This is a genomic window from uncultured Paraglaciecola sp. (assembly GCF_913020055.1).
In the GTDB taxonomy this organism is placed as follows: Bacteria; Pseudomonadota; Gammaproteobacteria; order Enterobacterales; family Alteromonadaceae; genus Paraglaciecola.
Genome location: NZ_CAJWCF010000018.1, coordinates 33,492 through 52,563 on the forward strand (window position 1 = coordinate 33,492; position 19,072 = coordinate 52,563).

The 19,072-nt window shown below is 39.0% G+C and carries 16 protein-coding genes and 1 other RNA gene; 4 read left to right on the forward strand and 13 right to left on the reverse strand.

Annotated elements, in window-relative coordinates:
• Window positions 1-5: 5 nt before the first annotated feature.
• The 3 genes from QZ488_RS05850 to QZ488_RS05860 form a co-directional block, all read right to left on the reverse strand.
• Window positions 6-776 carry a DUF3450 domain-containing protein gene (locus tag QZ488_RS05850; RefSeq protein WP_293746878.1) on the reverse strand — a complete coding sequence of 257 codons (771 nt, stop codon included), beginning with the start codon at window positions 774-776 and terminating at the stop codon, window positions 6-8.
• A 613-nt stretch (window positions 777-1,389) separates the two neighbouring features.
• Entirely contained in the window at window positions 1,390-2,979 is a 1,590-nt protein-coding gene (locus tag QZ488_RS05855) for a tetratricopeptide repeat-containing sulfotransferase family protein (RefSeq protein WP_293746879.1), read from the reverse strand.
• Between the two features lie 35 nt (window positions 2,980-3,014).
• Entirely contained in the window at window positions 3,015-4,598 is a 1,584-nt protein-coding gene (locus QZ488_RS05860; RefSeq protein ID WP_293746880.1) for a tetratricopeptide repeat-containing sulfotransferase family protein, read from the reverse strand.
• A gap of 178 nt (window positions 4,599-4,776) precedes the next feature.
• Here QZ488_RS05860 and QZ488_RS05865 point away from each other — a divergent pair, with 178 nt between their 5' ends.
• Together QZ488_RS05865 and QZ488_RS05870 are read left to right on the forward strand one after the other, a co-directional pair.
• Window positions 4,777-5,763: a class I SAM-dependent methyltransferase gene (locus tag QZ488_RS05865; RefSeq protein WP_293746881.1), complete on the forward strand. Its 987-nt coding sequence runs from the start codon at window positions 4,777-4,779 to the stop codon at window positions 5,761-5,763.
• A gap of 73 nt (window positions 5,764-5,836) precedes the next feature.
• Complete coding sequence (locus QZ488_RS05870; RefSeq protein WP_293746882.1) at window positions 5,837-6,556, forward strand: 2OG-Fe(II) oxygenase family protein; 720 nt, start codon at window positions 5,837-5,839, stop codon at window positions 6,554-6,556.
• 146 nt (window positions 6,557-6,702) lie between these two features.
• On the opposite strand, the gene QZ488_RS05875 is transcribed toward QZ488_RS05870, so the two are convergent.
• Window positions 6,703-9,582 carry a TonB-dependent receptor gene (locus tag QZ488_RS05875; protein ID WP_293746883.1) on the reverse strand — a complete coding sequence of 960 codons (2,880 nt, stop codon included), beginning with the start codon at window positions 9,580-9,582 and terminating at the stop codon, window positions 6,703-6,705.
• Between the two features lie 343 nt (window positions 9,583-9,925).
• On the opposite strand from QZ488_RS05875, the gene QZ488_RS05880 reads away from it, so the two are divergent.
• Window positions 9,926-10,216: a late competence development ComFB family protein gene (locus tag QZ488_RS05880; protein WP_293746884.1), complete on the forward strand. Its 291-nt coding sequence runs from the start codon at window positions 9,926-9,928 to the stop codon at window positions 10,214-10,216.
• Window positions 10,217-10,230: 14 nt separating this feature from the next.
• Here QZ488_RS05880 and ffs read toward each other — a convergent pair.
• Together ffs and QZ488_RS05890 are read right to left on the reverse strand one after the other, a co-directional pair.
• Window positions 10,231-10,327, reverse strand: an RNA gene (gene ffs / locus QZ488_RS05885) — signal recognition particle sRNA small type.
• Window positions 10,328-10,435: 108 nt separating this feature from the next.
• Window positions 10,436-11,482: a Glu/Leu/Phe/Val dehydrogenase dimerization domain-containing protein gene (locus QZ488_RS05890; protein ID WP_293746885.1), complete on the reverse strand. Its 1,047-nt coding sequence runs from the start codon at window positions 11,480-11,482 to the stop codon at window positions 10,436-10,438.
• Window positions 11,483-11,697: 215 nt separating this feature from the next.
• On the opposite strand from QZ488_RS05890, the gene QZ488_RS05895 reads away from it, so the two are divergent.
• A complete protein-coding gene (locus QZ488_RS05895) occupies window positions 11,698-12,165 on the forward strand; it encodes an Lrp/AsnC family transcriptional regulator (RefSeq protein ID WP_293746886.1) in 468 nt (155 codons plus the stop codon).
• A gap of 69 nt (window positions 12,166-12,234) precedes the next feature.
• On the opposite strand, the gene tyrR is transcribed toward QZ488_RS05895, so the two are convergent.
• The 7 genes from tyrR to pspA all read right to left on the reverse strand — a co-directional run bounded on the left by tyrR (window position 12,235) and on the right by pspA (window position 19,054).
• Window positions 12,235-13,794, reverse strand: a complete 1,560-nt coding sequence (tyrR, locus tag QZ488_RS05900; RefSeq protein WP_293746887.1) for a transcriptional regulator TyrR — start codon at window positions 13,792-13,794, stop codon at window positions 12,235-12,237.
• A 324-nt stretch (window positions 13,795-14,118) separates the two neighbouring features.
• Complete coding sequence (phhA, locus tag QZ488_RS05905) at window positions 14,119-14,919, reverse strand: phenylalanine 4-monooxygenase (RefSeq protein WP_293746889.1); 801 nt, start codon at window positions 14,917-14,919, stop codon at window positions 14,119-14,121.
• A 161-nt stretch (window positions 14,920-15,080) separates the two neighbouring features.
• A complete protein-coding gene (locus QZ488_RS05910; RefSeq protein ID WP_293746891.1) occupies window positions 15,081-16,145 on the reverse strand; it encodes a TIGR01620 family protein in 1,065 nt (354 codons plus the stop codon).
• Entirely contained in the window at window positions 16,142-17,572 is a 1,431-nt protein-coding gene (locus QZ488_RS05915) for a YcjX family protein (protein WP_293746892.1), read from the reverse strand. Before QZ488_RS05915 ends, QZ488_RS05910 begins: the two co-directional genes overlap by 4 nt.
• A 78-nt stretch (window positions 17,573-17,650) precedes the next feature.
• Window positions 17,651-18,115, reverse strand: coding sequence for an envelope stress response membrane protein PspC (gene pspC / locus QZ488_RS05920; protein WP_293746894.1), 465 nt, complete (start codon window positions 18,113-18,115; stop codon window positions 17,651-17,653).
• Entirely contained in the window at window positions 18,112-18,348 is a 237-nt protein-coding gene (gene pspB / locus QZ488_RS05925; RefSeq protein WP_293746895.1) for an envelope stress response membrane protein PspB, read from the reverse strand. Before pspB ends, pspC begins: the two co-directional genes overlap by 4 nt.
• Before the next feature lie 28 nt (window positions 18,349-18,376).
• Window positions 18,377-19,054 (reverse strand): phage shock protein PspA, encoded by a 678-nt coding sequence (pspA, locus tag QZ488_RS05930; RefSeq protein ID WP_293746896.1) that lies wholly within the window; start codon window positions 19,052-19,054, stop codon window positions 18,377-18,379.
• Window positions 19,055-19,072 lie beyond the last annotated feature (18 nt).

The following is a 19,072-nucleotide window of genomic DNA, read 5'->3' on the forward strand; positions in this document are numbered from 1 at the left end:
CAATATTACTCCGCAGCTTTGATTGGTAGTTTAAGAAGATCAGGTGGTGTCAATTTGTTCGCCATTTTCACAGCTGTAACAACTGCGCTTATGTACTCAGCGCCCAATTCTTCCCAAGCTCTATTATCATTATCCCAAACCCAAGCATTTTTCCCATCTAGGGACAAAGCTAAGTGTGCTGTTCTACCAAGATTGAAGAAATCTACCGTAATTTCAGTACCTTGATAATCCAACTTACCTTGATAAGCGCGAATTGAACTTGCAGCACCCATTTGGTTTTCGATTTGATACGCTTCAACAACCTGACGGAAACGTTCTGATACTGTGACATTTGAATTCGCCATAATGTCACGTAAACGCTCTACGCGCTCTTTACGTTCTTCAAGATTGATTGGCACATCAAGAGCAATAAATTGCTCTAAACTATCAATCATTCTAAACATTAGCGGAACTATGCCACGCTCAATGCCACCAATACCATCAATCTGAGTTTGCAATGAATCAATGCTGCGTTGCTGATCAGCAACAAGTGTTGCAACATAGTCGTTGTACACTTTCAGATTTTCTGTTTCGTCAACGATCCCACGATACTCAACAAACAACTCCTGTGACTGTTCATACAGGTTGTTTATTTTCTCTTGGGATTTCGCTGCAGCCGCATGAATCTTAGCTTCTTCTTTATGAAGCTCATTTAACGGATCTGCAGAGACAACGGCGCTGCTACCCAGTGCTAAAGCACCAACGACGGCAGAAGCAATAAGGTTTCTCTTGCTCATTTTGGACATAATTCCCAACCAATTTTCTTGTTTTGAATCCTCGTCGAGCCATGTATTTCGTCGACAAGGGGCTTTAAAGTTCTGTTTGTTAAAGGGGCTTAGACTCTATAGATCTAGAGACTAAGACCTAGGAATATTCACACGTATGTAACTAAATTGTCAAGAAACTACAGTCCATAAACATATTATTTATTAAATTTGATGGCTGGACGTTCATAAAATAGTCACCTAAGCATCTAGAACAACAGTAAATAGCTCGAATAAAGTCCTTTGACTCTGCCAAATAAAATTACAGGCGCGAATTTTTCCACCAGCACAAAGATGTTGCCAATATGTAAATTCTTCTGAATATAGTCACTATGAAGCAACTTCAGTCTGTTATTAATTTTAGCTAACCGTCAACTGTTGGTGGTATGCACTATTTTAGCTGATACGAGCAAAATTTCGTTCAGTTATAGAGGCTAAAATCATCTCATTGTCTGTTAGCTAGATCTCAATGAGATTGCCATCTGTTGGAGCCTAATAAAAAAGCTTGGCAATTTAATTGTTTAAGATATCACAACATTATTACGCATATTATTAAGTTGATATCTTGGTGTAGAAACTTAAATAGTTACTTTATTTTAATACCAGCTTGGGTAAGAAATGTTTTTAACGGCTCTAGTTCATCAACGAAATTTTTCCATTTATTGATCGAACGGGTATGAATTTTTTCACGAACTTGTAACGTACTGGCTGTAGCGCTAGACGCAGTGTTTTTTTCAAATTCTAAACAAGCAGGTTCAAATTCCACCCCTACTTGATTTAGCATTTCTTTTGTTTTGAATTCTTGATTCGCTACAAGCGAATCGTAATCAACTTCAATTATTCGGTCACCAAGCATTGACTGCCAATGCTTTCGTAATTTGTCCTGAGCAACATAATATCTGCCTAAATCTTCAAGAGAATAAGCAAATTTAAAAAACGATTGTTTAAACATTGCAAAACAAGCGTCCATTGGATTTCGTTTAAGGTAAATAATTTTGGCTTGAGGAAAAGCTTTTGCAATGAAACCAAGGTAGAGATAATTATAAGGATACTTATCGATAAACATTGGTCGATCAGATAAGCGATACTCAACTGAATTCATATAATGTCGAGCGATGAGCTGAATATCTTTACCCGCTGCCTTTTCAATCACTTTTTCGCCAGGCTCATTGATGCCAACGGCTCCGCTGACATGTCGAATAGCCATTTGCATAAAGAATGTTTCATCTGCGCTTTCAACTTGTGAATGAGATGACAAAATACGCTCAACTAATGTAGTACCTGTTCGAGGTAAACCAACAACAAAAACAGGAGTTTTGACCGATTTCAGTGTTGGACTAGGAGTTTTACCTGTCGATAACCAATCTAGATTGCACGTATTTATAATACTTTCAATCACTCTAATTTCATCAGCCACATCATAATTAGCGACACTTAAAACTGCCTCCCCTGCCTTTTGATAATATTCAAACGACTCTTTCCAACGCCCAAGATCTTCTAATTCTTTACCTAAGGCATAATACATAAAAATATTTTTCTCTGGAGGAGACTTAGTATCTTTGAGAATCTTCTGCATTTGTTCAATATGCATGTCATTTTTTGCAGGTTCTAATTTTGAAAGTTCATAGTGATTTTTCTGATGTTGAGGGTATTTGTTAGCAAGATCCCTATAAATAGCTTTCGATTCTTTGACTTTTCCCAATAAAACGCCACAAGCTGCAAGGTTGGCTCTGAACGGATCTATATTGGGCTGAAGCATATTAGCTTGTTCATACAAAGGCCAGGCTCTGGTGTGTAATCCAAGGCCTGAGAAAATATTCGCCGCCATATTTAGATAAAATGGGCTGTTGCTTAGCTGTTGTTCATAATTATTAAGTAAATCATAGGCTTCACTATGCCTTAGTAACAATAAAAAGACTTGGGATAGTTCTATTGCTGCATCATATCTTTGCGGCCCAAGATTAAGTGTCCGAGTAAAAGCTTCGATAGCTGATTCATATCTTCCCGCAGCCTTTTCAGCTAAGCCCCCAAGAAAATATCCCTCTGGGTCATTCTTATCTAAAGCGATAATTTTTTGAGCAAACGCGTATACATTTGGCCAATTTTTTTGTTGTACTGAGAATCTAGCTTGCTGGCTTAGCTGTGACAATTCTTGGTGCACTCTTTGTTTATCCATTTGAAACCAAGGTAGCCTGAACGTTTGTATTTTTATTATTTAACATTAATACCTGCACTTTCTAAATACTCTTTTAATGGATTAAGTTCATCACTAAAACGCTGCCATTTATTAATTGAGCGATCATGTGTTTTTTCTCGAATTTGCACTGAACTTGCGGTAGCGCTAGGCGCTTTATTCTGATCAAAATCAAGACAAGACCGCTCAAAATCTAAACCTAATTTATCAAGCAATAATCGTGTTTGATTTTCTGTATCTGAAACTAAAAATTCATATTCAACTTCTATCAAGCGTTCTTGCAATACGTCACGCCAATGGTTGCGCAACCGATCATAAGCCACATAATACTGCCCTAATCCTTCGAGCGAATATGAAAACTTATATGCCCAAGTAAATATTTGTTTGTACATTGAGAAGCAGGCATCCATGGGATTACGACCAAGGTGAACTATTCGCGCGTCAGGCCAAGCCTTGGCAATAAAACCCAGAAACAAGAAATTAAAAGGCAGTTTATCTATAAAGAACGGTTCTTTTGCGAGTCTATAATTAACACTGTCAATGTAACATTTGGCGATAGTTTCCGGATCTGAATCGACTAATGCTTCAATCATCTCAGCAGTCATATTTTCAATGCTCTGCACCCCGCTTTCACGACGTAATACCATTTGCAAAAACTGTGTTTCACCAACACTCTCAACAAGTGAGTGGCTTGAAATTATTCGTTCAGTTAATGTTGTTCCGGTACGAGGCAAACCAACAATAAATATGGGCGTTTTTTTAGATGGAGATTTACTCTGCTTTACAGCCCCTTGAACCAACCAATCCTTGTTGCAAACATCTATAATTTTATCAATTAAGGCAATGTCATTATTTATCTCATATTTGGCAACATTGCATACGGCATCCCCGCCTTTTTTGTAATAGCTGTATGATTCTTGCCAACGTTCAAGATCTTCAAGCTCCTTGCCAAGCGCATAATACATAAAGATATTTTTGTCTTCTGTAGCACCTGTGCTTTTGAGTATTTCCTGCATCTGCTGTATGTGCGATGTGTCCTTAGCTTTACTAAGACGCGCCAATTGATAGTGATTTCGTTGATGATTCGGGAAACGTTTTAGTAGAGATTGGTATATTTTTTTAGATTCATCTATTTTACCTAAAAATACACCGCAAGCCGCCAAATTTGCTTGAAAAAGATCAACTCCCGGCTGCAATTCATTCGCCTTTTGGTACAAAGGCCAAGCTTTTTCTGGCATTCCGATGTCAGTATAAACCGTCCCAGCTAAATCCAGATACATTGAACTGTTTGCCAACTTATCTTCATATTTAGCCAGAAGATTTGCAACATCGCCGTTGCGTCTCGCTATCGAGTATTGGTTAGCCAATTCAATGGCGGCATCATAACGTCTTTCATCCAATTCGAGGGCCCGTTCAAAAGCCTTTGCCGCTTTTGCAGGGCGGTTTGAGACTCTTTCAATTAAACCAGATAAAAAGTAGCCTTCTGGATTGTTGATGTCTTGCTGAATAATTGAATTAGCGCAAGCTGAAACTGTTCCCCAGTCTTGAATTCGCACTGCATGTCTAGCTTTTTCACTCAATTGTGTGGAATTTATAGTCATTATTTAAAGTCATTTTTACGTCTCATTATGAAATATTATTACAGCAATTATCATTAAAAGCTTTAACTTTGTAGGCAAAACCCTCATTCAGAAAATTAATCTATTCGATGCAGAATGCTAGTGTTATTAAAGAAATGTGGTTGTTATACTAACGCATTATTAATGCAGTTTGGACACTATGAATAATATGATATCTAACACTTCTCAGACCAGTAAAAGCTGGGATAAATACTGGCGAGGAACGAACGACACTGGTGCTTTCACTAGTGGTGGTGTTAGTCACCCTGCCATTCGAGCATTCTGGATCGAGTTTTTTAACAGTGCAAAACAGAATTATAATAATCCTAATATTTTAGATATTGCCAGCGGTAATGGAGCTGTTATCGAATGTGCATTGGAGGCGTTCGAGCAAATTCCAAACGAACTCTATTCTTTGGATGTTTCTGAAGCTGCAATTAAAAATATTCACAGCCGATACCCAAAAGTTAAAGGCATTGTTTCCAATGCCAACTCAGTACCTAAAGAAACAGGCAGTTTTGATATAGTAACCAGTCAATATGGTATTGAATATGCCGGTCATGATGCCATCCTTGAAGCTGCAAGATTGTTAGCAGATAGTGGCTCCATGGTGTTACTGATGCATTGTGATGCAAGTAGTATTCATCTAGAGTGCCAACAAAGTTTCATTGCTATTGAACGAACCCAAACGTCAGGCTTCATTCAATTAGCCATAGAAATGTTTGATGCTGGATTCAAGTCGATCAAGGGTGCAGATCGTAAACCCTATGAGCAATCCTCCAAACAACTCGCTCCTGCTATTATGGAACTCGAGTCAATTATGCGGGAATATGGCTCACACGTCGCTGGGGACTCAATTTCTCGACTATATAACGATGTGGGGCAAATTCACCAACGCATTCAACATTATGAATCAGCAGACGTTTTAGCCTGGCTTAATAGAATGGAAGAAGAATTAAGTGCTTATGCAAAACGGATGTCATCTATGAGCGAATCAGCAATCAACAACTCAAAATTCGAACAGATTAAAGATGATTTAACGGAACGAGGCTTTGTTATTGAGACTGCGGACAAACTCTATATTCCCGGTGAAGAGTTACCAATGGCTTGGGTTCTTATAGCCAAAAAACACGCCCAGTCATTATAAGAAATGTAATATTCTGGTTAAATTAAACGTTAATCAGCAAAGATAAATAATATGATCGCCGAATGGAGAAAGAATGATAAATCCTGCTCTAGATATTAAAACGTTAGCTAAGGAGTTTAAAACCGACAAGCGGCTTATGGTTCCTAATTTTATGCAGCAAAGCATTGCCGAACGAATGCATAATGCCTGTTTGAAAAACGTGCCATTCTCCATGCACTATGTTATTGACGGTAAATATCAAAGTAAAACGCCGGAAGAAATAGCCAAACTCAGTCCGCAAGATGCGAGGGATATCAATAATAAAGTTTCATCAGCTGCAAGCCAGGGAATAGGTTTTCTATACGAAGGTTATCTCAAAAGAAGAATTAATACCGGTCCGAACAAACAATCTAACGTTGAATTGTCATTTCTACATCAGATTTTTGATTATATCAGTAGTGAAGAGGTTTTAAGCAAAATAAGGCAAATTACTGGATGCCAAGAAATTACTGGTGCTGAAACACAATACACCCGCTTCACGCCTGGACATTTTTTAACACGTCATCTAGATGTTATTGCCGGTAGTGGCAGACGTTTTGCCTTCGTACTTGGATTGACCAAAGACTGGCATCCTGATTGGGGCGGATTACTGCAGTTCTATGAAAAAGATGGAACACCACGCGATGCATGGGCCCCTCAGTTTAACGTTCTATCAATCTTTGATGTAAGTCACATTCATTCTGTTACTTATGTTACACCTTATGCTGCTGCACCACGTCTATCACTGACAGGATGGTTTGTTGCAAAAGATTGATTTTTTTATTCAGTAGTATCAATTAGTCCAATATTGCACAAACAACTCTTCTTCAAACCTTAGTCAGTTTTCAAATATATTTTCACCATATAAAAAAAGGGCCGCTAAATAGCGGCCCTTTTCATATTTCTGTTATATCTAACGACTTATTCGAAAGTCCACTTAAGACGCAAGTAATAACCTTGACCAAACATACGGTAAGTAGATGGATCAGTTTTACCGTTAAAGCCAGTATCCATGAAAGGAGGAGCTTCATCAGTAATGTTAGTAATACCAGCAGATACAACTATGTTTTCATAAGTATAGCTACCTACGATATCAGAGTAGTACTGTGATGGAATTTGTTGAGTGTAATCTAGACCAAATCCAGTTCCACCTTCCAATCCACTGATGTATTCACCTAAATAACTAACAGACCAATCACCCTTAGTCCATTGAAGAGTAAAGTTAGCTTTATCTTCAGCAAATGCTGCACCAGCATAGCGACCAACAAAATCATCTACTGGATTACCAGCAAACTGAACTTGTTCACGCTCTAACATATGAGTCCACAATACAGTTGCTCTCAAATCACCGATTTCACTTGGATAATTCCAACGGAACTCAGTATCAATACCAGCAGCCGACTCTGTAGACACGTTCAATTGAGCATCAATAATGTTGTTAATTGAATAATCAGAATTACGCGTAATCAAAGCACATGCTGCAGCATTTTGCTCAACGTAACAATCTTCAAGGGTAAATTGAACACCTAAAGAACTAATACCTTGATCTAGGCTAAGTTCCCAGTAATCAGCAATAAATGTGAAGTTGTGATCACCAAACTCAGGATTCCATACAACACCTACAGTTAATGAATCGCCTGTTTCAGGTTTAAGGTTAGGGTTACCACCAACACGTGCTAACACTTGGCTATCTGTTTGAACACCTACTTGAGCACAACCAGCTGGTAATGACTCGCCAGCAAGTGGTACACATGGATCATTATATGTTGGGAAGCTATCTACTTGGCCACCAAATAAATCACCAATAGTTGGCGCTCTAAATACCGTACCGTAAGTACTTCTCAATTTAAGTGAAGCAGATGCCGAGAATTCTAAACCAATTTGGTAAGTTGTATCTTCGCCAAATTGATCCCAGTCATCATAACGAAGACCGCCTTTTATGGCTAAACTCTGCTCGCCGTTATCAAATACTGGCGCATAAAACTCACCAAAAAATGCATTATTAACTAGAGAACCATTGGTACTTGCACCAACATTCCCTGTTACTGCACCGATTGTTTTAGCTGAATCAAGTATTACAGCAAGATCCTGTTTCCAGTAACTGTAACCTACAGACCAACCCAAATCGCCACCTGGCAACTCCATTGCTATACCAGTGATGTTAGCACCTGCAGTGCGCTGGTCTTGGTTGATTGTATCTACAGTATCCAATGATACATAATCTAACATTTCTTGCGTCAATGTTGTTACGGTTGGGTTACCACCCGCATCAACAACACCACCACCAAACAAATTAAGTGGTACACAACCAACAATTAAAGTACCAGGGTTATTGATATCTTGATAACACTCAGGTGCGCCATCGCCATTCAAATCAGCTGATGGACCTAATGCGTTAAACAAACGCGAGCCAGCAAATTGACCAAAGTCTTGGCTAGCGTTATTACGATGACCTTCATTTACGAACACTTCCCAGCTTGTATCATCATTGATGTCACCTTCAAGACTAGCAGTCCATTGGTACTGAGTAATGGTCTGTTCGAAACGTCTGTTAGTTTCAATCATACGGCGACGAGGGTTAACTACTGGTTCGTACACTAACGACGTACCGTTTGCAGTATTATAAGAATCAACCGCACGGCGAAGGTAGTAGTTATCCTGTGAAATACCAGTAAAACCTACTGTATTGCCTGTTTCTGGGTCGTCATAGAAACCGTTATACATTGGGTCGCCACCAGTGAATGGTAGAGGAGCCAACTGCTGTGCTGAAGTACGCTGATTACCACGGAATTCTGCTTTGAAACGAACACTATCAGACAATTCAAAATTCGCTTCTGCGAAAATGTTTGTTCTTTCATACGGAGTTTGCAAATAGTTTACTGGCGCATAGTTATATGTACGACCGTCGTGAGGAGTCATTAATCCCACTTCGTTTGGAGTCGTAGCTGGCGTACCAATTAAGAATAAACCTTGGCTGTAAAAAGGTAAGCGACTTTCAGGAATACGTGATGAGCCAATTGGGTAACAACCACCTTGTGGTGTGCCGTCATATGGAGCAGCTACTTGTGCTTCACAACCACCTGGATAGATGTAGAAAGAATTCTGCATGAAATCCCAAGGAGTATCACGTTGGAACGCTTCGTCTTGCTCTACTCGCTCCATACCAAATACAAAGTTACCTTCATCAAATTCTCTACCTGCTATAAGAGATAATGAATTCTGTCCAGCTCCGGAAGTATTGTTCCAATCAGCTGTTTGAGCTGTAATTTCAATACCGTTGAAGTCACGACGAGTTACAATGTTAACAACACCCGCAACCGCATCTGCACCATAAACTGCTGATGCACCATCTTTCAAGATTTCAACTTGTTCGATCATAGTTGAAGGGATTGCTTGGAAATCACCACCATCTACAACACGTTTACCGTTGACTAGCGTAAGTGTACGAGCTGTACCCATACCACGTAAATCAACTTGTACAGAACCATTACCACCATTATTGGTAGTTGTACCAATAGGTGATCCTGACATTGAAGGGATGCTCTGAAGAAAATCACCGATATCAGTTAAACCAGTTACTTCAAGTTCAGCACGACCGATGATAGTAACAGGGCTTGCGCTCTCTACGTCGATACGCTTAATACGAGAACCTGTAACTGAAATTTTCTCAAAAGACTCTTTTTCTTCTGCGCTAGGTGTTTCTTGAGCAACAACTGCACTTGATGCAATCATAGCTGTTGATGCTGCACCAAAAGCCATAGCTAGACGAATTGACTTCGCCAATTTTGAATTTGTAAACATGTATGTCTCCCTGGACCACAAATTTTTAGTGTGTTTTGTCGTTATAACGACTTTTAATATAGAAAAGGTAGTGAACCTCACAGGTGATGATATACGTAAGTGGGGATTAGGGTCAACTATTGAACGAGTTAGATTATAAGATATAAATAAAAGCTCACTATTTATATCATTTAAGTAAAAATTAGTTTACACCTGTTATTAAAGCACTTGTTTTGAAAAAAGATTTCTTCTGCATACTAATTTTGTATTAATACCATAATGACAATTTGTAAAATGACTATACGAAACCATTAGTTCATGTTTATAGTTAGCTAACGGATAAAAACGATAGAGGCCAAAAATCATGAAGTTAGATGATGATATCCATAACTATTATGAGCACCTAGTATTAGAAAGAATTGAATTATTAGGTTTAAACAAGACTAAAGGCGAAGATTACTTAGCCGATTTGTGTTGCCTAGCGTTAAATCAGATACCGCCCCGCTATATCAGATTTGAAGTGGATATGTCGTTTTACATGCCCCAAAGTGAACGTCAACAAATGGAAATGAACGTGGTCAATGCAGTCAAACAAGCGATGAGTTTTTTAGAGCAGAATAGTTTAGAAAAAAGTTGGAAAAAGATAGTTAGATAAAGGAATTGGTGGTGCCCTTCCAGCCACACCTCGGCACATGAGTCGTTTGCTGCGGCTGCTCCCTTCCAGGTCTGACCGGGTTCACAAAGTATCATTGCGAGGGGACCGAAAGGTCACCATTGAAGAACCTTAACTAAAACTAATTAGACTAGTTAAGGCGAGCGCATTATGAACAAAGCTCATGTCAGATGCAACCCACTTTTTAAGACAATTTAATTATTAACTAAATCGTTCCTCAGCAATTTGGTTAGCAACAATATTGGTAGCGATACCTTGCGTCTGAGCACGTTGGTATATTTCTAATAAAGTATCACCAATTTTATTTATATGATTTATCAATGCTTGATCGGAGCTAGATATTGATTGATGGTATATATCTATTATTCCCCCAGCATTAATTACATAGTCCGGTGCGTACAAAATACCTTTACCCACTAATAATTGACCAAACTCCTCTTTGGCTAATTGATTGTTCGCCGCTCCAGCAATTACTTTTGCTTTTAGTTTGAAAATATTTTCAGCATCAAGTATTGCTCCCATTGCGCAGGGGGCAAAGACATCAACATCTAGATCATAGATATCTTCTGGTTTGACCGCCGTAGCGGCAAATTCACTCACTGCCTTTTCAATGTTTTCTGGATGGATATCGGTAACGTATAACTGGGCCCCTTCTTTGTGTAAATGCTTAGCTAAGCGTATGCCAACATGCCCCAATCCCTGAATGGCTACTTTCACACCTTTTAGCTCAGAGTTCATAGCATGTTTAACACTTGTCTTTAGACCTACAAAAACACCATAAGCGGTTGATGGAGCTGGATTCCCATCCGCAGGTTCAGAATTAATATGATATTTGGCTTGAATACCTGAAACATATTCAGTTTTCTTCCCCATCATCTTTAGGTCATCAACGGTTAAACCAGAGTCTTCTGCACTGATATATTGCCCAGATAAACTGTCAATAAACTTACCCATTGCCAACATTTTTTCAACCGTTTTTTCAGTCCTAGGGTCACCGATTATGACCGCTTTACCCCCACCTTGTTTAAGGCCCGCCATTGCTGCTTTATAAGTCATTCCCTTAGACAATCTCAGTACATCACGCAAGGCTTCTTCGTCGCTACCATAAGGCCACATCCGGCAACCACCAAGAGCGTTGCCAAGGTTTGAATTATGCACAGCAATTATTGCTTTTAGTCCCGTAGCTTTATCCTGACAAAAAGCCACATGTTCGTGTCCATCATATTCACTATGCTCAAAAACCGACATTCTTTTCTCCAGATGAGTGTTCACATGGTCTAATCATATCTCATTAGATATAGGACATCTTTTGCGACTTTATTGAGCAGAAAATTTAGTTGCATAGATAAAACACAGATGAATTGTGTCACTAGGATAAATATCCTATTTTTTGTCTTGAAAAAGAATTAAACTTTCATCATGCTAGAAATTAAGTTAACACTTTCAATTAATCAAAGTATTTTATGAAACTAGATAAATTCGATCGAGAAATTTTGCGCGTCATGCAAAAGGATGCGACGGTATCAATGGCTGACTTAAGCCAAAAAGTAGGCTTATCACATACTCCTTGCTGGAGAAGAGTAAAACGCCTTGAAGCAGATAAAATCATTCTGCAAAAAGTGACGCTACTAGACAGCAAAAAGTTAAATTTAGGCGTATCAGTCTTTATATATGTCACCTTAAAAAATCATGATGGTGAGTCTTTAAATGATTTTGAAAAAGCGGTACAGAGTATAGATGCGATAGTTGAATGTCATACCACAAGTGGAGACAAAGACTATTTGTTAAAAGTCATAGTTGAAAGTATCGAAGAATATGAGCATTTACTAAAAACCAAGCTCACTAACCTGCCTTTAGTCGATCATCTAAGTTCTACTTTTGCCCTTAAGCAAGTTAAAAACACCACTGAGTTGCCCATTAAGAACTTGTAGAAAACCTATTTACTGATGTGTATATGCATAAATAGGTTTACTGCCAACTTTGATAGATAAGCAAATAGCTCACACAATCTTTACCGTCTTTTTATTAATGCCGTAATCACGCAATTTATTAGCGATTGCGGTATGACTTAAGCCTAGTTTTTTAGCCAACTGCCTAGTGCTTGGGTAACTAGGATATAAACGCATCAAAATATCTTTTTCAAAACGCTTCACCTCATCGTCTAAACTTCCAGCAAATTCCTCTGAAACAAAACTGACTGTTGCTGAGCACGACGGCAGTTGAATACTTTCTTTTTCAAGTTCTTTGCCTTCTAACAACGACACTGCTCGATAAAGCGCATTTTCAAGTTGTCTAACATTGCCCGGCCAAGGATAAGTTTGTAAATAATCAACACATGCTTTCGTCATCTTAGGCGCCTTTCTCCCTAATTTAACACTGTGTTGTTTTATGAAACGTTCTGCTAACGCAATAATATCTGATTTGCGCTCTCGCAAAGGAGGCAACACTAAACTCAACACATTTAACCGGTAAAACAAATCTTCTCTAAAATGCCCTTCCTGTATAAATTTACCTAAATCTTTTTGCGTAGTACAAATAATCCGAACATCGAACTGCAACTCATGGTCGTCGCCAATTCTTCGATAACTCCCCTCTTGCAATACCCGTAAAAGCTTTACTTGTAATTGTGCAGACATATCGCCTACTTCATCCAAAAATAACGTGCCACCTTTCGCTCTTTCTAACAACCCCACTTTACTATCAGCTTGTCCGCTAACCTCTGAGGCACTGCCAAATAATTCTGCTTCAGCAACATTATCCGGTAAAGACGCACAATTTAATGCTAAAAAAGCCTCTTCATTACGTCTACTGGCTTCATGGCATGCCTTAGCAAGCATTTCTTTACCTGTGCCCGTTTCACCAAAAATAATAATGGGCCCATCCAACTCAGCCATTCTTTTGGCTTCTTTCACCACATTTTTCATTGCTTTACTATCCGCTTGGATAGAAATAAAGCTGTCTACACTTGCCTTATGAAATACGGTGAGTTGTTGACCTAATCTGAGCTCAGACTTGAGCATGAACACGGCTCCCGCCAATATATCTGCACCTTCTGTGTCGGGCACCATAACAGGCAACATATCAATCAAATAATCTTGTTCTAAAAATCTAATCCTTTGTGCTTGAGCTTGGGGATTTTTACTTTCCAACCAGCGAATAACATTAAACCCTTTAAGAAGTTCGGCAATGTCGCTACCCACAATGTCACTTTTAGGCAGTTCTAGACTTGACACAACCGCGTCATTAATCAAGATGATTTTACCTTTAGTATCCACTGAAAATACCGGGTCGGGTAAGGTCTGTAATAACGCTTTAAGCTGGTATTGCTCTCGCTCGATTGGCATGAAAGGCGTAGTTTTGACGTCTTCTATACCTTCAATTTTGCGAATTTTAGGCATTAAATGTTGAAAATCTGCAAACTCTATATTCGGAAAGTTAAGAAATATTTTCCCAAGCTCGTTAATTTCAATACCACGCAAATCGATTTCATGTTCTACCAATATATCTAACACATCTTGGGCAATGCCCAAACGATCCTGGCAGTTTACTTCTAAGCGCATTTACAACCCCGATTGAATACTAGACTAGACTAGACTAGCCCAACTTAGACTAGCGTAAAGATTTTATTACAATTAACGGAGCTAAGACAGCTTTATTACTTGGCGTTTTTCACTACCAAGCAAATCTATTTTGGGCAGGGTTATATCCAGACAATCTCAAAGTGATTGATTTTGCGGGAGTGTAAATCGGTTCAGGCAACAACCATTTGTAGACTTAACAATCTAAGTCTACATGGCCAACTACGCTTGGGCGCTCCAATCGTTCTGAAACGCAAATATGAAAATGGTGTGGGTGTATGTAAAAACATTCACTTTAAACAAAAATTAACTAACTTTTTTTTCCTTAGGTAAAAACCTAGGTGTAAATAGCCCCTGCTTTTTAGCTTGGCTGACTAACTCCATAATATCCATTTCTGCAATATCGAACAGAGAGTCAAATGATTCCAAGGCATAATATACTGGTTGCATAATGTCGATTCGATACGGGGTTCTTAATGCATCTAAAGGATTCATTGGAAGATGCACACAATCATCTGATTCAATGGCATAGAGTGTCTCACCAGGTGATGACAAAATCCCACCTCCATAAACACGAGTTCCTTGCGCTGTATTCACTAAACCAAACTCTACAGTAAACCAATACAGTCTGGCTAAAAAGGCTCTGTCTTCTTTACTAGCCGCATAACCAAGTTTTCCATAGGTATGGGTGAAATGTGCGAAAGCAGGATTGGTTAATAGCGGACAATGACCAAATATTTCATGAAAAATATCTGGCTCTTGTAAATAATCAAACTCTTCATTTGAACGAATAAAGGTCGCTACTGGGAATTGTTTATTGGCTAATAAACTAAAAAACTCATCAAAATTTATTAACGATGGCACTTGTTTTACCTGCCATCCCGTAGCTTTAGTTAATACCGAGTTGATTTCAGCTAACTGTGGAATACGATCCGAGGGTAAGTCCAATAATTCAAGCCCATGTAAATATTCCTCACAAGCCCTTCCTTTAAGTAAGTTCGATTGTTTTTGTAACAATGCCGCCCATATTTTATTTTCTTCAGCAGACCAATTTACAAGACCACTCTCATCTGGTTGATGAGATTTATAACGAGTATTCTTTGACATGCAATTACAATAATTTTTTAGCTAACGATTGCAAAATTGTACTCGTCCCACGCAAAATCAAAAGACTAGTGGGTGTTTTCACTTTGTTAGTTAATTGTAAATATAAGCTTACAAACACACTCTTTCACAAGGAATAACACTGGGACATCGAAGCAAAATGTTTATCTTAACTGGTTGTGTAAATCAGCCAGCAACTGCTTGCTGATGCCCGACAAACCGGGCTTTTCTTGGGATAACCAAGGCAATGGACGGCTTTCATTAATCGCCTTTAAACCTATTCTGGCTGTCAAAACTCCAGCTCCCATTCCTTGAGCGACTCGGGTCGATAATTTGCCAGTTACACCTGCACCTAAGGCATAATTACCCGCATCAGATAGGATTTCGGCAGCTCCTGCATATACCATAGTGTGGAATATTTTTCGGATAAGCTTAACTCTTCCCCAATACCCCAGTTGTAAACCATATACTTCACTAATTTGGTTCATCATCCGCAGATTTCGCCAAAGCACAATCAACATATCCAACAAAGCAAAAGGGCTAACAGCGATCATGACACTTGCTGCCGAAGCATTTTTACTGACCTGTTTTAAAGCCAATTTATCAATAGGCGCTAACACTTGGTGTTCAAACAAACTTAACACTTCACTGTCACTGTGATGCGCTTCTAGATTATCCTGCCAATTTCCTACCAAAATCTGATAATCAGTTGGCAGGGTTTGGGCTATTTTCAAACAATGTTGTTCAGCTAAACCAATAACACTAGAACTGGCCATTTGTGCAGATTCACTTCGAATATCGTTCTGACGTTTGAGTTGCTTCAATCCTCTGTATTCAACAAAGACTTGGCGTAATACTAATATCCCAAGAGCAGAAAAAATAACTAACCAAACACCGGCTAACCAATCCATTTGCTCAATCAGTGCCATAATAAACAAAACTAACTCAGCACTACTCGCCAACAGCACAAAGACAAACAAAAATGCTAGCCATTTTTTGCCCGTTTTTTTGGCGCTAAGTTTTTCTGAATACTGCAATGACAATCCGTCTTCAATTGGATCTTCGCTTACTTCAACTGAGTCAATATCGGTCACAATAAATGCTGGTTTTACAATAGGTTGTGATTGAATATCGGTCTCTTGGGTGTTAAACACATATGCACCTTTTAGTCTGTTAGGTGATTTATTTTGCAACTGATTTTGTTCCTCGGATTGAGAAGACTGTTTCATGTTAATTTATCCGCCAATAGAAAATCGAGCACTTGATCCATTCTAATATGCGGCAATGCATGCTCTGAGTTTAAAAGAGGGGGTGATAATTTAGGGAACTCAAATTGTTGCTGTTTCCAGAATTCAGGATCAGGGCAACTTTGTGGAACTTCTCCCGGAAACAATGTAATCGCAGAACCCTGCTCATTTCTTCCTTGCAGCAGTGGGATGCTCTCCCCGTTTAGTTGACCAAGAGCTGACTTTGAAGCCCGGATAGCTGACACAGCTGTCGATTCAGTTACCACGCCTTCAAACTGTATTTGTTTTCTTGCACTATGCAGCATACTTTCTAGCAGTTTAACCAAATTCGTTTGCTGATCAGGTGTGATGTGATCGGCTTTACTTGCCGCAAATACAAGCTTATCGATTTTAGGCTTGAACAAACGTTGCAAAACATTAGATGAGCCATATTTAAAACTGCCCATCAGCCAATCTAACGCTTTTTGTAGGTCTTGATAACTATGAAAACCACGGTTTAATGCTGACAAACAATCAACTAACACTACTTGTCGGTCAAAACGTTTAAAGTGCTCCTTGTAGAAAGGTTGAACCACCTGGGTTTTATAATGTTTAAAACGTTTACTCAATAATTCCGCATTACTATTTTGTACTGGTTTACTAAGATCAACTCCTTGTTGTTCAAGTTGCTTGTCAGTAATAGGAAAAAAATGTAAAACCGGAGCACCAGTCAATTCACCCGGTAAAATAAATCGACCGGGTTGTAACAATTGATAACCACGACTTTGACAATCAACTAAGTACTGGCTATACACCTCAGCGATTTTTTGTAAGGCTAATTCGTCGCCTACTGCATTTAAATCCAAATGCTCTACAGCATCAAAGAATGGTTTGGCTAAGTCATGCCTTATTGGGTCACTAAGTTCGCCTTGGCAATGCGTAGACCACTGAGCATAATCCATGTCCAAAAGCGGCAAATCTAGCAGCCACTCACCTGGGTAGTCGGTAATATCTAAGGTTAGCGTTGCATCCTCAGTAAGATATTTACTCAACCCCCTACTCTTTTTATACTTTATTTGCAGCCTTACCTGGGAGATACCTTTTGTTGAAGAGGGCCATTCAGGTGAAGATTGAGTCAAATTAGCCATAGCATCTTCATAGGCAAAACGACTAAACGTTAGGTTGGGTTGAACATCGCGTTTTACCCCTACGAGTCGTGACTCTCTTACTACAGAGAAAAAGGGGAGTTGCGCCGCTTCATTTGCTTCAATAAGTTGATTAACTAAAGAGGTAATAAACGCAGTTTTTCCACTACCACTCAAGCCTGTCACTGCCAAGTTAACATGGTGATTAACCAATCTAGCAGTCGTTAGCTTTAGTTTTTGTTTAGTACTTTGAATGTTTGGGTGTTGGAAAAAGGACGTTTGCATGAAAACTGTATTAGCCTTATGTTATTAGAAAAGCGCAACACTTAGGGCTAGTAATTAACTAGCCCCATTAACAATTTTTTATAGTTTGTTTAACTCTCTGTTGAGATGAAACTGCGGTGAAGTCACATAAGTTTCCATTTTTCTGAGTCTCGTTTCATTCTTAGCAAAGCGTTGCTTTATATCCATAAAAGCCTGTTTAGGTGGTTCACCTGCTTGCCAAACTTTAGACTTTACCACTACTTTTTCAGGCTCTTGCTCAGACACATTATGCCAGCCCTTACCTTGTGCTCTATTGTGCGAGCTTCTGGATGCAGATTCTTCGTTTCGAGACTTAGTTGAAAAGCCATGTGGCTTTTTTTCTAAAATAAACCAAGCTGCTATATAACCTACGAAGAAAAATGGCGGTGCTAACAAGAAAAACCCAGTTAAGGTCAGAATTCGTACTAACCAAATTTCCATGCCAAAGTATTCCGCTATCCCAGCACATACTCCGGCTATTTTTCCTTTACTTGGGTCTCGATGTAAACTGCCAAAAGTTTTCATACTTTATTCCTCCACTCTGGTGCCTCAGCATCCAAAATTGACTCTAATGTATGGATGCGATCTGCCATCTTTTCGGCTCTGTCAGCTAATTCCTGTAATGTGCCATACTCGGCTTCAGTCAATCCCTGATTCATTTGCTTTTTACTCCGATAATGCATTATCAGCCAAATCGGAGCGACAAAGATCATAAAAATAATGATAGGTGCTATTATGATTCCAACCACGTCTTCCACAATTTATCTCCTTTTACTCGTATATGTCTTACTTTTTACTAGCCGTTGATTTGCTTTGCATTTTTTTCTTCATCGCCGCTAGTTCATCATCAATCTCATCATCTGACTCAAGATTTGCAAATTCATCAGCAAGGGTCTTTTTACCTAAATCGTAAGCATCTACTTGTGACTCTAAGTCATCAATTTTACGCTCATATTGTTCGAAACGTCCCATTGCCGCATCAACTTTGCCACTATCTAGGGTTTTCTTCACTTCAAGTCTAGAGCTAACCGTTTTCTGGCGCAATATAATGGCTTTCTGACGTGTTTTAGCATCCGCTAGCTTATCTTGTAGCTGACCGACTTCACTTTGTAATTTAGTGATTTGTTCATCGACCACCTTTAGTTCAGATGATAATGTGCTGGCATGCTCATCACATTTTTTCTTTTCCTGTAATGCAGCTCGAGCTAAATCTTCTCTATCTTTACTGATCGCTAACTCAGCTTTCGCTTTCCAATCCTTAGCTTCATTTTGCGCTTTGCTAATTTGTGAAGAAATATCTTTCTTACTAGCTAAAGTTTTTGCTGAAGCGGAACGTACTTCCACCAAAGTGTCTTCCATTTCCTGAATGATTAGACGCACCATTTTTTCTGGATCTTCAGCCTTGTCTAAAATGGAATTAATATTTGAGTTCACTATGTCTGTGAAACGCGAGAAGATACCCATAGTCTTTACCTCTTTTAT